Source organism: Paramagnetospirillum marisnigri (assembly GCF_001650715.1).
In the GTDB taxonomy this organism is placed as follows: domain Bacteria; phylum Pseudomonadota; class Alphaproteobacteria; order Rhodospirillales; family Magnetospirillaceae; genus Phaeospirillum; species Phaeospirillum marisnigri.
Genome location: NZ_LWQT01000028.1, coordinates 34,493 through 47,225 on the forward strand (window position 1 = coordinate 34,493; position 12,733 = coordinate 47,225).

At 66.3% G+C, this 12,733-nt stretch carries 15 protein-coding genes; 4 read left to right on the forward strand and 11 right to left on the reverse strand.

From position 1 onward, the window contains the following. Positions 1-11: 11 nt before the first annotated feature. The gene (pstB, locus tag A6A04_RS01740) at positions 12-776 is read right to left on the reverse strand and encodes a phosphate ABC transporter ATP-binding protein PstB (protein ID WP_068489533.1); all 765 of its coding nucleotides are present in this window, start codon (positions 774-776) and stop codon (positions 12-14) included. 148 nt (positions 777-924) lie between these two features. Here pstB and cobO point away from each other — a divergent pair, with 148 nt between their 5' ends. Continuing rightward, entirely contained in the window at positions 925-1,530 is a 606-nt protein-coding gene (cobO, locus tag A6A04_RS01745; protein ID WP_068489534.1) for a cob(I)yrinic acid a,c-diamide adenosyltransferase, read from the forward strand. A gap of 122 nt (positions 1,531-1,652) precedes the next feature. Further along, entirely contained in the window at positions 1,653-4,421 is a 2,769-nt protein-coding gene (locus A6A04_RS01750) for a [protein-PII] uridylyltransferase (protein WP_068489621.1), read from the forward strand. Between the two features lie 10 nt (positions 4,422-4,431). On the opposite strand, the gene A6A04_RS01755 is transcribed toward A6A04_RS01750, so the two are convergent. From A6A04_RS01755 to A6A04_RS01770, 4 genes are all read right to left on the reverse strand, one after another. Further along, positions 4,432-5,226, reverse strand: a complete 795-nt coding sequence (locus tag A6A04_RS01755; RefSeq protein ID WP_068489535.1) for a lysophospholipid acyltransferase family protein — start codon at positions 5,224-5,226, stop codon at positions 4,432-4,434. Then, positions 5,223-6,044 (reverse strand): GNAT family N-acetyltransferase, encoded by an 822-nt coding sequence (locus tag A6A04_RS01760; RefSeq protein ID WP_068489536.1) that lies wholly within the window; start codon positions 6,042-6,044, stop codon positions 5,223-5,225. The genes A6A04_RS01755 and A6A04_RS01760 overlap by 4 nt, the downstream gene beginning before the upstream one ends. A 47-nt stretch (positions 6,045-6,091) precedes the next feature. After that, positions 6,092-6,523 (reverse strand): Fur family transcriptional regulator, encoded by a 432-nt coding sequence (locus A6A04_RS01765; RefSeq protein WP_068489537.1) that lies wholly within the window; start codon positions 6,521-6,523, stop codon positions 6,092-6,094. An 86-nt stretch (positions 6,524-6,609) separates the two neighbouring features. Next, on the reverse strand, positions 6,610-7,029 hold the full coding sequence (locus A6A04_RS01770) for a MucR family transcriptional regulator (protein ID WP_068489538.1): 420 nt from the start codon (positions 7,027-7,029) through the stop codon (positions 6,610-6,612). Between the two features lie 97 nt (positions 7,030-7,126). Between A6A04_RS01770 and A6A04_RS01775 the strand changes: the two genes are divergently transcribed. Then, positions 7,127-7,375 (forward strand): sulfurtransferase TusA family protein, encoded by a 249-nt coding sequence (locus tag A6A04_RS01775; RefSeq protein WP_068489622.1) that lies wholly within the window; start codon positions 7,127-7,129, stop codon positions 7,373-7,375. 50 nt (positions 7,376-7,425) lie between these two features. On the opposite strand, the gene A6A04_RS01780 is transcribed toward A6A04_RS01775, so the two are convergent. After that, complete coding sequence (locus A6A04_RS01780; RefSeq protein ID WP_245651053.1) at positions 7,426-7,893, reverse strand: GNAT family N-acetyltransferase; 468 nt, start codon at positions 7,891-7,893, stop codon at positions 7,426-7,428. After that, positions 7,890-8,534, reverse strand: a complete 645-nt coding sequence (tsaB, locus tag A6A04_RS01785) for a tRNA (adenosine(37)-N6)-threonylcarbamoyltransferase complex dimerization subunit type 1 TsaB (RefSeq protein WP_068489539.1) — start codon at positions 8,532-8,534, stop codon at positions 7,890-7,892. The genes A6A04_RS01780 and tsaB overlap by 4 nt, the downstream gene beginning before the upstream one ends. Before the next feature lie 43 nt (positions 8,535-8,577). Here tsaB and ddpX point away from each other — a divergent pair, with 43 nt between their 5' ends. Further along, on the forward strand, positions 8,578-9,195 hold the full coding sequence (ddpX, locus tag A6A04_RS01790; RefSeq protein ID WP_068489540.1) for a D-alanyl-D-alanine dipeptidase: 618 nt from the start codon (positions 8,578-8,580) through the stop codon (positions 9,193-9,195). Positions 9,196-9,274: 79 nt separating this feature from the next. On the opposite strand, the gene hslO is transcribed toward ddpX, so the two are convergent. From hslO to A6A04_RS01810, 4 genes are all read right to left on the reverse strand, one after another. After that, positions 9,275-10,180: an Hsp33 family molecular chaperone HslO gene (gene hslO, locus A6A04_RS01795; RefSeq protein WP_245651054.1), complete on the reverse strand. Its 906-nt coding sequence runs from the start codon at positions 10,178-10,180 to the stop codon at positions 9,275-9,277. After that, positions 10,177-11,079 carry an ornithine carbamoyltransferase gene (argF, locus tag A6A04_RS01800; RefSeq protein WP_068489542.1) on the reverse strand — a complete coding sequence of 301 codons (903 nt, stop codon included), beginning with the start codon at positions 11,077-11,079 and terminating at the stop codon, positions 10,177-10,179. The genes hslO and argF overlap by 4 nt, the downstream gene beginning before the upstream one ends. Further along, complete coding sequence (locus A6A04_RS01805; RefSeq protein WP_068489543.1) at positions 11,076-12,248, reverse strand: aspartate aminotransferase family protein; 1,173 nt, start codon at positions 12,246-12,248, stop codon at positions 11,076-11,078. The genes argF and A6A04_RS01805 overlap by 4 nt, the downstream gene beginning before the upstream one ends. Positions 12,249-12,401: 153 nt before the next feature. Continuing rightward, positions 12,402-12,707, reverse strand: a complete 306-nt coding sequence (locus tag A6A04_RS01810; RefSeq protein ID WP_068489544.1) for a nickel-binding protein — start codon at positions 12,705-12,707, stop codon at positions 12,402-12,404. Between the last annotated feature and the right edge of the window lie 26 nt (positions 12,708-12,733).

The window sequence follows — 12,733 nt, forward strand, 5'->3', positions numbered from 1 at the left end:
CTCCCGGGGGCTCAGCCGAATCGGCCGGTGATGTAGCCCTGGGTCAGGTCATTGGCGGGCGCGGTGAAAATCTGCTCGGTCGCGCCCACCTCGATGATCTTGCCCAGGTGGAAAAAGGCGGTGAACTGCGACACGCGGGCCGCCTGCTGCATGGAGTGTGTCACGATCACGATGGTGAAGGAATCCCTCAACTCGTCGATCAGTTCCTCCACCTTGGCGGTGGCGATGGGATCCAGCGCCGAGCATGGCTCATCCATCAGGATCACCTCGGGCTCCACCGCGATGGCGCGCGCGATGCATAGGCGTTGCTGCTGGCCGCCCGACAGGCCGGTGCCGCGTTCGGCCAGCCGGTCATGGACCTCGGCCCACAGGCCGGCGCGTTCCAGGCTGCGCTGGATCACGGCATCCATCTCGTCGCCCTCGGCCACCAGGCCGTGCAGGCGCGGCCCGAAGGCCACATTGTCATAGATGGATTTGGGGAAGGGATTGGGGCGCTGGAACACCATGCCGACCCGGGCGCGCAGCAGCACCGGATCGATGCCGTCGGGGCCGTAGACCGGCTCGTCATCCAAGGTGACCTGACCAGACACCCGGCAGGTGTCGATGGTGTCGTTCATGCGGTTGAGGCAGCGCAGGAAGGTCGACTTGCCACAACCTGACGGGCCGATCAGGGCGGTGACCTGATTGGCGGCGATGTCCAGGTCGACCTCCTTCAAGGCCAGCTTGTCGCCATAGTGGACGGCCAGGCTGCGCGCGGTCATCTTGGGGTCGGACATTGTCTATTCCTTCGGCTCCGGCTCCCGGTTATAGCGGTGGGGCCCGGCGACGCAACGCAAAAAGAATGAAGCTTTTGTGTCGTGGCGGAAGCCTCACCGCGGCCCCATATTAGAGATCGACCGAACGCAATCCAGACAAAGGCGCCCCATGACCGAGGATTCCGATCTGCGACACCGCGAGAAGATGGCCAAGAAGAAGGCGTCGCGCGACAGGCTGATGGCCAGGAAGACCGGCGCCAAGGGCCTGGTGATCGTCCATACCGGCGCGGGCAAGGGCAAGTCCACCGCCGCCTTCGGCATGGCGATGCGCTGTGTCGGCCACGGCATGAAGGTGGGCATCATCCAGTTCATCAAGGGGGCCTGGGATACCGCCGAGCGCCGGGTGATGGAAGGGTTCGGCGATCTGGTCACCTTCCGCGCCATGGGCGAGGGCTTCACCTGGGAAACCCAGGACCGGGCCCGCGACATGGAGGCCGCCGCCAGGGCCTGGGAGCTGGCCTCGGATCTGCTGTCCGATCCGTCCTATGGCATGGTGATCCTGGACGAGCTGAATGTGGCGCTGCGCTACGAATACCTGTCGCTGGGCACGGTGCTGGCGGCGGTGGCCGCGCGGCCCGAGGGCCAGCATGTGGTGCTGACCGGCCGCAACGCCCAGCCCGCCGTGATCGAGGCCGCCGATCTGGTGACCGAGATGACCATGGTGAAGCATCCGTTCAAGGACGGCATCAAGGCCCAGAAAGGGGTGGAGTTCTAAATGCCGTTTTTTTAAGCGCCGGACGGGGTTGCTTGAAAGCGTGTCGAATTGATCTGGCTCGCCTTGCCGGGCGCCCCCTATAATCGCCTCCCCATTCCTTCCTGCCGCGTGTGTTTGCCGCCATGACCAAGATCATCGATCAACGCGCCATCATCGACCGCCGAGCGATCATCGCGCGCCTGGGGGAACTGGCGGCCGAGGACCAGCCCAAGAACAAGCGCCGCCAGAAAATCCTGGCGCTGTTCAAGGATGTGCTGACCCAGGGCCGGGCCGAGGTCCGCCGCCGCTTCGAGGCCTGCGGCGAGGGCGCGCGGACGGTGCGCGAGAACTGTTTCCTGATCGACCAGATCGTGCGTCTGGTCCACGACTTCGCTGCCGAGCATGAGTTTCCCCAGGGCGTGCGCACCTCGGGCGAGGCGCTGAGCCTGGTGGCGGTGGGCGGCTATGGCCGGGGCGAGCTGTCGCCCCATTCCGATATCGACCTGCTGTTCCTGCTGCCCTACAAGCGGGTGCCCTATCACGAGCAGGTGGTGGAATACATCCTCTACATGCTGTGGGACATGGGGCTGAAGGTGGGGCATTCCACCCGCTCGGCCGAGGATTGCATCAGGAACGCCAAGGGCGACCTGACCATCCGCACGGCGCTGCTGGAGATGCGCTGGCTGTGGGGCGACCAGGGCCTGTTCAACGAGCTGTGGAGCCGCTACGTCAACGAGATCATGGCCAATACGGCCGTGGAATTCGTGGAATCCAAGCTGGCCGAGCGCGATTCCCGCCACTCCCAGATGGGTGATTCCCGCTATGTGCTGGAGCCCAATGTCAAGGAGGGCAAGGGGGGCTTGCGCGACCTGCACACGCTGTACTGGATCGCCAAGTATATGTACCGGGTCTCGGATATCGGTCAGTTGGCCGATGCCGGCATCATCTCGCGCCCGGCGGTTCGGCGCTTCATCAAGGCCCAGGCCTTCCTGTGGACGGTCCGCTGCCACCTGCACTATCTCACCGACCGGCCCGAGGATCGCCTGACCTTCGACGTGCAGCCGGAAATGGCGGTGCGCATGCGCTATGCCGACCGGCCCTGCGCGCGGGGCGTCGAGCGCTTCATGAAGCACTATTTCCTGATCGCCAAGGAGGTCGGCGACCTGACGCGGCTGTTCTGCGCCCTGGCCGAGGAGCAGCACAAGCGCAAGCCGCGCCGTCTCCAGCTCAGCCGCCTGTTCGCGGCCAAGCCCACCAATGTGGCGGGCTTCGTGCTGGACGGCGGCCGCCTGGACGTTACCGCCGACGACCAGTTCGAGACCGATCCGGTGGCCATGATCCGGCTGTTCCATACCGCCCTGGAACACGAGGTCGACATCCACCCCCGAGCCCTGGACCGGGTGCATCGCTCGCTGAAGCGCATCGACGGGACGGTGCGGAGCAATCCCGAGGCCAACCGCCTGTTCGTCGATATGCTGACCTCGCGCAAGAATCCGGAAGTGGCGTTGCGCCATATGAACGAGGCCGGGGTGCTGGGCCGCTTCATCCCCGATTTCGGCCGGGTGGTGGCGCAGATGCAATACGACATGTACCACGTCTTCACCGTGGACGAGCACACGGTGCAGGCGCTGGGCGTGCTGCATTCGCTGGAGGCGGGCGAGTTGAAGGCCGAAGCCCCCGCCAGCAGCGAGGTGATCAATCAGCTGGTGTCGCGGCGCGCCCTGTACGTGGCGGTGTTCATGCACGACATCGCCAAGGGGCGCAGCGGCGACCATTCCACCCTGGGGGCCGAGGTGGTGATGAAGCTGGGGCCGCGCTTAGGCTTGACCGAGGAAGAGACCGAGACCAGCGCCTGGCTGGTACGCGAACACCTGTCCATGACCCGTATCGCCTTCAAGCGCGATATCGACGATCCCAAGACCATCCAGGATTTCGTCGCCCTGGTGCAGTCGCCGGAACGCCTCAAGCTGCTGCTGTGCCTGACCGTGGCCGATATCCGCGCGGTGGGGCCGACGGTGTGGAACGCCTGGAAGGCCGGTCTGCTGCGCGAGCTTTACCAGCGGGCGCTGGACGTCATGACCGGCGGCCTGGCCAGCGTCGCCCATTCCACCCGGGTCAAGGCCTCCCAGGCCCGGCTGCGGGCCGAGCTGGAGCGGCTGGGCTGGTCGGCCGAGGAGATCGAGGCCCATCAGGGACGTGGCTATCCCAGCTACTGGACCACCTTCGACACGCCGATCCATTTGCGTCATGCCCGGCTGGTGCGGGAGGCCGAGGCGGTGCGCGCGCCGCTGACGGTGGAGCCCCGGGTCGACAGCCTGCGCGCCGTGACTGAGATCACCGTCTATACCGGCGACCATCCCGGCCTGTTCTCGCAGATCGCGGGCGCCATGGCGGTGTCGGGCGCCAATATCGTCGACGCCAAGATCATTACCCTGGCCAATGGCATGGCGCTGGATACCTTCTGCATCCAGGATTCCGATGGTGGCGCCTTTGACTCTCCGGCCAAGCTGGCCAAGCTGTCGGCCTGCATCGAGCAGGTGCTGTCCGGCCGCCTGCGCCTGGACCGGGAACTGGCGGCGCGCAAGGGCAAGCTGCCGTCGCGCGCCCATGTCTTCAAGGTGCCGCCCCGCGCCCTGCTGGACAACAAGCCGTCACGCTCCCATACCGTCATCGAGGTCAATGGCCGCGACCGTCCCGGATTGCTCTACGACATCACCAATGCCATGACCAGCCTGGGGCTGCAGATCAGTTCGGCCCACATCTCCACCTATGGCGAGCGGGTGGTGGACGTGTTCTATGTCAAGGACGTGTTCGGCCATAAGATCGAGCATGGCCGCAAGCTGGACCAGATCAAGGCCAGCCTGCTCAAGGCCCTGGAAGACCCGGCGCTGGCCGCCGAGGCGGCGCAGTAGCCGGGCGGGTTCAGCGCCCGGCCAGCAGCCTGGTAACGCCGTGGGCCACGGTTTTGTGGCAGTGGATGGCCAGTTCCTTGCGCGATCCCAGTTCGGCCAGGGTCACCGGGGCGTGGAATTCCACTTCCACCGTGATGCGGCCCAGGCCCAGGGCGCCGATCAGATGGGGCGCCAGGGTCATGTCGCCATACCAGGCGACGAAGGGACGCAGCGCCCGGCTCATGGGGAAGCCGTCGAGGCGGGTATAGGCGATGGAGACCGGCTGCACCATCACCGGCCTGGGTTGGCCGCCGGGTGGCGTCACCTCGCCCTCGGCCACCGCCAGGAACGAGCTCTTGAACGGCAGCACCCGGTTGCCGTCATTGCTGGTCCCTTCCGCGAACAGAACCAGGGAATCCCCCGCATCCAGGCGGGTGCGGACATTGTCGCGCTCGCGCGCCGTGGCGCCGGGGCGGCGCTCGATGAACACGGTGCGGGAAATGCGGGCCAGGAAGCCGAAGCCCGGCCAGCCCGACACCTCGGCCTTGGCCACGAAGAAGGCCTTCAGCAGGCTGCCCAGCACGATGATGTCGAGATAGCTGGAATGGTTGGGAATGAACAGCACCGGGCCTTGCCCTTCCAGCGGGGCGCCGCGCGATATGACGGTATAGCCGATCAGGCGGGTGACCACTTTCCAATAGCCACGGACATAGGATGCCGCCAGATCACGGCGAATGGGGCGGATCACCAGGAATGGCACCAGCGCCAGCAGGGTCCAGACGACGAAGGCGGAAAACCGCAGGCCGCCCAACAGGGGGGAAATCATGGGCTGAGGCCGTCCTCGGCGGCGGGGTCACGGGCGGTGCGGTCGTAATGGGCGCGATATTTGGCGGTGATCAGGTCGGTCTTGACCATGACGCAGATATCGGTGGTGTTGAACTGGTGGTCGATCACCGCGCCGTCGCCGACGAAACCACCCAGGCGCAGATAGCCCTTGATCAGCGGCGGCAGCTCGGCCAAGGCGCGCCGCGGGTTGAGGCTGTCCTTGGACGTCAGGTTCATGTCGACGTAAAGCGAGGGCAGCGCCCGGGGGCGCAGGGATTCCGGCGCCAGATGGTAATGGTGCAGATAGCCGAGATGGACGGCCAGGGCGGCCGGATCGGTGCCCGGCAGGCTGGCGCAGCCGAACATCAGTTCAATGTCGTGGTCGAAGACATAGGCGGCGATGCCGTCCCACAGCTTCTTCATGGTGGCGCCGGTGCGATGGTCGGCGTCGACGCAGGACCGCCCCAGCTCCATGAAGTTGCCGCCATTGGCCAGGATATTGGAGATGTCGTATTCACCGGCGGTGTAGAAACGGCCAAAGGCCTCGCCCACCTTGCGGCGGATCAGGCGGTAGGTGCCGACCACGCCATCGGGACCGCTGCCCTTGCCGCGGTCGATGACCAGCAGATGGTCGCTGATGGCGTCGAATTCGTCGAAATCGATGCCGCGGGCCCGCATGGCGTCGGTGGGCTTGGCTCCCATCTCGTCATAAAAGACGCGAAAACGCAGGGCCTGGGCCGCCGCGATTTCCTCAGGAGTCGCGGCCAGCCTGACTTCCAGGCGATCCGCAGCCTCGCCGCTCGGAACATTGGATTGCATTCTATCCCTGATGCCGTCGTTGCGGCCCACTCCCCCGGGCCGAAGACTTATTTTTCTTCCGCTTTGTCACCGGAAGTCAATGGAACACCATAGAGTTCCAGGCGATGACCCACCAGCCGGAATCCGTAGCGCTTGGCGATCTCGCGTTGCAGGGCCTCGATTTCCGGGCTGGTGAACTCGATCACCTTGCCAGAATGCATATCGATCAGATGGTCGTGATGGTCGCCGGCGGCTTCCTCGTAACGGGCGCGGCCATCGCCGAAATCGTGGCGTTCAAGGATGGCGGCTTCCTCGAACAGCCGCACGGTGCGATAGACCGTGGCGATGCTGATATGGGGGTCGATGGCGGTGGCCCGGCGATAGACCTCCTCCACATCGGGGTGGTCGGCCGAATCCGAGAGCACGCGGGCGATAACTCGACGTTGGTCGGTCATCTTCATGCCCTTGTCGATGCAGCGCTGCTCGATCCGCGAAACCATGGCAGAATCCGTCAAAGTGGGTGGCGGGACGGAATCATGGGGCCGATGGTGGACAATGTCCAGCCCGCACCGGCCCCGTCAGAAGGTCAGACCGCGCGCTTGCGCTTGCGCGGCTTGGTGCCCAGGCCGATCTTCTTGGCCAGGGTCGAGCGATGCTGGGCGTAGTTGGGCGCCACCATGGGATAGTCGGCGGGCAGGCCCCAGCGGTCGCGATATTCTTCCGGGCTCATATTATAGGCGGTCTTCAGATGCCGCTTCAGCATCTTCAGCTTCTTGCCGTCTTCCAGGCAGATGATGTAGTCGGGGGTCACCGACTTCTTCAGGGCCACGGCCGGCTGCGGGCGCTCGGGGACGACGGGGACGTTACCCACCGAGGACAGGGTCCGGTAGACTTCCTGAATCAGATGGGGAAGATCGCTGATCGCGACGCTATTGTTGGCGACGTGAGCGGCCACGATCTCAGTGGTGAGCGCAAGCAGGTCGCTGGTGTTCGAACGCTCCAACATCGAGAGCATGCCTCCATATTCAACGGATGGCCCTATATAAAACTTTCACTGGATCATGGCAATATCCATTACCAACAACAAAAGTGACAAAAATCGCATGACTGAGAAGCCAAACTACAGCCTTGACATCACGGGGGAGGTCTGCCCGATGACCTTCGTCAAGACCAAGTTACGGGTCGAGCGGATGGTGTCTGGAGAGCTCCTGGAAGTCCGTCTCAAAGGCGCCGAACCCCTTGGGAACGTTCCCCGTTCCTTGATCGAGCTTGGACATGAAATCATCTCTACGATCCGCGAGGACGGGGAAGGCGATACAGGGATTCACCGTCTGCTGGTTCGCAAGAAATAAGGCCTTTACCTGAGTATGGATATTGCGGCTTGACCACCTTGGATTAAGTCTCAGGCAAGTTCTAAGTGCATGGCCACCGCGTCGATACCTCCGTAGTATCCCTTACGCAGGCCGATTTCATGGAAACCCATGCGGCCATAGAGCGCCAGGGCGGGATGGTTGTCGGCGGCCACCTCCAGGAACATGGATGCGGCTCCGGCGGTCCTGGACGCCTCCAGCGCGGCTTGCAGCAGGCGCCGACCCAGCCCGTGGCGGCGCCAGGGCGGCAACACGGAAATAGTGAGGATCTCGGCCTCGTCAAGCACTTGGCGCCACAGCACCAGACCGGCGGGGCCGGGGGGCTCGGCGGTGGGGGTCATTGAGCCGCCATCCACCGCGATCAGTCCCTCCGCGCCCGGCATGGTCAGCACCTCGGCCATGGAGGCGACGCTCCAGGGCTGGGCGAAGCAGATCTTGTGCATGCCGGCCAGCAGCTCGGCATGAACCAGGCCGGCGGGAACCAACTCCACCGTGCTCACAGGGTCACGTCGGGGGCGCGCAGATACAGCGGCTCGGGCGGCAGCGCCCGCCCCTCGCGCCACAGCCGGGCGGCCAGGGCGGCGACAACGGCGGCGTCGGGATAGCCCGGCGAGCTGGCGGCCACGGCATCGCTCAGATGGGGCAGCAGGTCGGCCGTCCGGTCGCCCGCCACCACCACGGGGCCGCTGACCAGACCGGCGGCCTGGGCGGGAAGCAGCGCCGTCACCTCGCCCAGGGGCGTCAGATCGGAGGCGAAGGCCTGGACCCAGCATTCATCGCGCCGCGACTCCACGGCCGCCAGGAGGGTGCGTCCCTGGCGCTCGGCCTCGGGCACCGCCGCCGCCACCGCCAGCGGTGTCGAGACGCCCGCCAGCGGCAGGCCCGCCGCCAGGGCAAGGCCCCGCGCCGCCGCCAGCCCGATGCGCAAACCGGTGAAGGCCCCCGGTCCGACTGTGACGGCCAGCAGGTCCAGGCCCGCGAAATCCAGACCGGTCTCGGCCATGATCTCGGCGACCATGGGCAGCAGGGCCTCGCTCTGGCCGCGAGCCATGGCCCGCAGGCGGCAAGCCAGCACGGTGCCGTCGCGCCACAGGGCGGCCGAGCAGGCGGAGGTCGAGCTGTCGATGGCAAGGACGATCATGGGGCCGCTATACTGCCGGTCGGAAATAAAGGAAAGGACGAAGATGTTCCCGCTGGTCCGTATCGATGCCCGCGATTTCGATCTCGACATTGCCCTGGCCTATGCCACGCCCGACAATTTCACCACCCATCCGGTCTATCGCCCCGATGCCGGATGCTGGCTGCATGCCCATGCCGCCCGGGGGCTGGCGCGGGCGGTGGATCTGGCGCGACCGCTGGGCCTGCGCCTGCGGGTGCTCGACGCCTATCGTCCCACCGAGGCGCAATGGGCCTTGTGGTCCCATACCCCCGATCCGGAATTCCTCGCCGACCCGAAGCTGGGCTCGGCCCATTCGCGCGGCGTCGCCGTCGATCTCGACCTGCTGGACAGGGCCAGCGGCACGGTGCTGGACATGGGCACCGCCTTCGACGAATTCACGCCACGCTCGCACCATGCCCGCCTCGACGTGACGGTGGAGGCCCAGCGCAACCGCCTTGTCCTGGCGGGGCTGATGGCGGCGGCGGGATGGGAGATCAATCCCCATGAGTGGTGGCACTACCAGCTTCCCCGCGCCAGGGAAGACTATCCGCTGCTGTCCGACGCGGTGCTGGGGGCGGACGGCATGATGGGGCTCGCCGCTCTAGAGTCTGGCCCTCTCCCACTTCGTCATGCCCGGACTTGATCCGGGCATCCATGGACCCTCGGGTCGAGCCCGAGGGTGACGAAATGAAAAGCCGATGCCAGCAGGCTCGGAGGGACTCCTAACTCCCCAACTCCGTCACCGGAATGGCGTGGTCGGTGCGGCAGAACTCGCAGGTGACGATGATATTGCCTGCGGAATCGGCCAGCGAGGCCAGATCGGCGGCGGGCAGCGAGCCCAATGTGGCCTTGACCCGTTCGCGCGAGCAGCGGCAGCGGGCTTCCAACAGCTTGGGCGCGAAGACCTGAAGCTGGTCGGCATGGTACAGGCGATACAGCAGCGTCTCGGGCGCCAGGCCGGGGTCCAGCATTTCGCCCGGCTTGACGCTGCCCAGCAGGATCTCGGCACGGCGCCAGCCTTCCTCGGCATCCTCGGCCACCAGGATCGGGCCGTTGGCCGCGTCGGCGGGCATGCGCTGGATCATCAGGGCGGTGGCCAGCCAGCCATGCTCGGCGGTCGACGGGCGCACCGCCACGTCCACGGCGGTGTCCAACTGTTCCGATTGCTTGAAATAGGTCCGGGCGCAGTCTTCCAGGGTCTCGCCGGTCAGCTCGACGATGCCCTGATAGCGTTCGGTGTCCGGCCCCTGGTCGACGGTAAAGGCGAGATAGCCCTCGCCGAGCAGGCGCGGCACCGAGCCGAAGGCCTCGATCCCGACGCCTTTCAGACGCTCCGCATCGAAACGGGCATGGGCGCGGATCTGCCCCGAACTGGTGACATCGGCCACCAGCAGCGACACCGGCCCCTTGCCCTGGGCCTGCAGGGTGAAGATGCCGTCGAATTTCATGGCATTGGCCAGCGCCACCGCCAGGGCCACCGTCTCGGCCAGCAGCGCCGCCACCGGGCCGGGATAACCGTGCTGATCGTCCAGGATGGTGTCCAGGGCTGGACCCAGGCGGGCCAGACGGCCGCGCACGGCGCCACCGCCTACCGAAAAGGCGAGGACCTGATCGAGGGCAGGGCTCACGCCAGGCACCAGCTCAGAATGCCCTTCTGGACATGCATGCGGTTCTCGGCCTCGTCCCACACCACCGATTGGGGGCCGTCCATGACCGCGTCGGTGACTTCCTCGCCACGATGGGCGGGCAGGCAATGCATGAACAGGGCGGAAGCGTCGGCCTTGGCCATCAGCGCCTCGTTGACCTGATAGGGCGCCAGGACCTGATGCCGGTTGGCATCCTTGCAGCCCATGGAGACCCAGGTATCGGTCATCACCAGATGGGCGCCCGCCACCGCCTCGGCCGGGTCGCTGGTCAGTTCCACCGTGGCGCCGCGCGCCCTGGCCCAGGCCACCGCCGTCGCCGACGGCATCAGCGAGGCCGGGCAGGCCAGCCGGATGGCGCAGCCGAAATGTCCGGCGGCGTGCAGCCAACTGGCGGCGACATTGTTGCCGTCGCCGATCCAGGCCACGGTCTTGCCCGCCAGCGAGCCGCGATGTTCCTCGAAGGTCATGACATCGGCCATCACCTGGCAGGGATGGGAGGAGTCGGTCAGGCCGTTGATCACCGGGACCCCGGCATGGGCCGCCATCTCGGTCAGCTTGGCCGGGTCATCGGTGCGGATCATGATGGCATCGACGAAGCGGCCCAGCACCCGTGCGGTGTCGGCGATGGTCTCGCCCCGGCCCAACTGGGTGTCGCCCGCCGCCATCATGATGACGTCGCCGCCCATCTGCTTCATGCCCGATTCGAACGAGACGCGGGTGCGGGTGGAGGGCTTCTCGAAGATCATGGCCAGGATCTTGCCCGCCGCGGGCGCGGGGTTGCCCGCTCCACGCTTGAAGGCGGCGCCCAGGTCCAGGATATGGCGCAGGGTCTGGGTATCGAAAAGATCGAGATCAAGGAAATGTTTCGGTCCGGAGCTCAAAGCGCCACCTCGCCTAGGGTGCGGGACAGGATGCGGACGGCCTCGTCCATCTCCTGGTCGCCGATGATCAAGGGCGGCAGCAGCCGCACCACATTGTCGCCCGCCCCGACGGTCAGCAGGCCATTGGCGGCCAGCCGACCGATCAGATCGGTGTTGGGAATGCGCGGCTTGATGCCCAGCATCAGGCCGGTGCCGCGCACCTGCTCGATGAGATCGGGGAAGCGTCCGCAGGCCTCCTCCACCAGCGCCCGCAGGCGCCGTGCCCTGGCGGCGACGCCTTCCAGGAAACCGGGGTCCAGCATGACGTCCAGCACGGTCTCGGCTACCGCCATGGCCAGGGGATTGCCGCCGAAGGTGGAGCCATGGGTGCCCGCCGTCATGCCCTTGGCCGCCTTTTCCGTGGCCAGGCAGGCGCCGACCGGAAAGCCGCCGCCCAGACCCTTGGCCACGCCCATGATGTCGGGCACCACGCCCAGGGGCTGGTGCGCGAACAGCGATCCGGTGCGGCCCATGCCGGTCTGGACCTCGTCGAAGATCAGCAGCAGGCCGAATTCGTCGGCGGTGGCGCGCAGGCGGCGCAGGTAATCGGGATCACCGGGGATGATGCCGCCCTCGCCCTGGACCGGCTCGACGCAGATGGCGGCGGTCTCGGGGGTGATGGCGGCCCGCAGAGCGTTCAGATTGCCGAAGGGAACGTGGTCGAAACCCTCCACCACCGGGGCGAAACCCTCCATATGCTTCTTCTGGCCGCCCGCCGCCACGGTGGCCAGGGTGCGGCCGTGGAAGGCGCCCTCGGCGCAGATGACGCGGAAGCGTTCGGGATGGCCGTCGGCATGGTGAAACTTGCGCGCCATCTTGATGCTGCATTCCATGGCTTCCGCCCCGGAATTGCAGAAGAACACGGTATCGGCAAAGGTGTTTTCCACCAGCTTGGCGGCGACCCGTTCCTGGCCCGGCACCCGGTAGAGGTTGGAGCAGTGCCACAGCTGGGCGGCCTGCGTCTTCAGCGCCGCCACCAGCCGGGGATGGCAGTGGCCCAGGGCGGTCACGGCGACGCCAGAACCGAAATCCAGGTAGCGGCGGCCATCGGTGGCGAACAGATAGGCGCCCTCGCCCCGCTCGAAGGCAAGGTCGGCACGCGCATAGGTCGGCATCACCACTGGAACCATTTCCGCTCTCCCGAACGCCTGGGCTGCAATACCGGGGGGCTCGCTCGAACGAGCGAAAACCACAGACGCGCTCATGGAAAGCGGCGGAGTATCGATAAGAATCGGCCCAATGTCAACCGCCGGGGGCGGAAACCCCCGGCGGCGGCGGCGGAATCAGGCGGCTTTCCGCGGTCGGAACAGATTGCCGGGAGCGGCCATGCGCACTTCGGTGATGGAGTCGAAGGGTAATCCCACCCGTTGATGCGCCCGGCGAACGGCCTCGGCGTCGGGGGCCAGGGTCAGGCAGAAGGCGCGGCCGTCGCCCAGGCCGACTCCGACCTGCATGACCACCACGCCCTCGGCTTGGCAGGCGGCCTGGTACTGATCGAAAAAGTCGGCGAATTGCGGTTCGGTCAGGCCATCGGGAAAGGTTCCCCGGTCCTTGTCGTGGGTATCGATGAAAAGCTTCAGGGCATCCATGGTCTGTCTCCTGGGCGCCGGGTTGC

Bases quoted from the DNA above. Each gene is read 5' to 3' on its own strand.
- pstB (WP_068489533.1), bottom strand. From the start codon at position 776: ATGTCCGACCCCAAGATGACCGCGCGCAGCCTGGCCGTCCACTATGGC.
- cobO (WP_068489534.1), top strand. From the start codon at position 925: ATGACCGAGGATTCCGATCTGCGACACCGCGAGAAGATGGCCAAGAAG.
- A6A04_RS01750 (WP_068489621.1), top strand. From the start codon at position 1,653: ATGACCAAGATCATCGATCAACGCGCCATCATCGACCGCCGAGCGATC.
- A6A04_RS01755 (WP_068489535.1), bottom strand. From the start codon at position 5,226: ATGATTTCCCCCCTGTTGGGCGGCCTGCGGTTTTCCGCCTTCGTCGTC.
- A6A04_RS01760 (WP_068489536.1), bottom strand. From the start codon at position 6,044: ATGCAATCCAATGTTCCGAGCGGCGAGGCTGCGGATCGCCTGGAAGTC.
- A6A04_RS01765 (WP_068489537.1), bottom strand. From the start codon at position 6,523: ATGGTTTCGCGGATCGAGCAGCGCTGCATCGACAAGGGCATGAAGATG.
- A6A04_RS01770 (WP_068489538.1), bottom strand. From the start codon at position 7,029: ATGTTGGAGCGTTCGAACACCAGCGACCTGCTTGCGCTCACCACTGAG.
- A6A04_RS01775 (WP_068489622.1), top strand. From the start codon at position 7,127: ATGACTGAGAAGCCAAACTACAGCCTTGACATCACGGGGGAGGTCTGC.
- tsaB (WP_068489539.1), bottom strand. From the start codon at position 8,534: ATGATCGTCCTTGCCATCGACAGCTCGACCTCCGCCTGCTCGGCCGCC.
- ddpX (WP_068489540.1), top strand. From the start codon at position 8,578: ATGTTCCCGCTGGTCCGTATCGATGCCCGCGATTTCGATCTCGACATT.
- A6A04_RS01805 (WP_068489543.1), bottom strand. From the start codon at position 12,248: ATGGTTCCAGTGGTGATGCCGACCTATGCGCGTGCCGACCTTGCCTTC.
- A6A04_RS01810 (WP_068489544.1), bottom strand. From the start codon at position 12,707: ATGGATGCCCTGAAGCTTTTCATCGATACCCACGACAAGGACCGGGGA.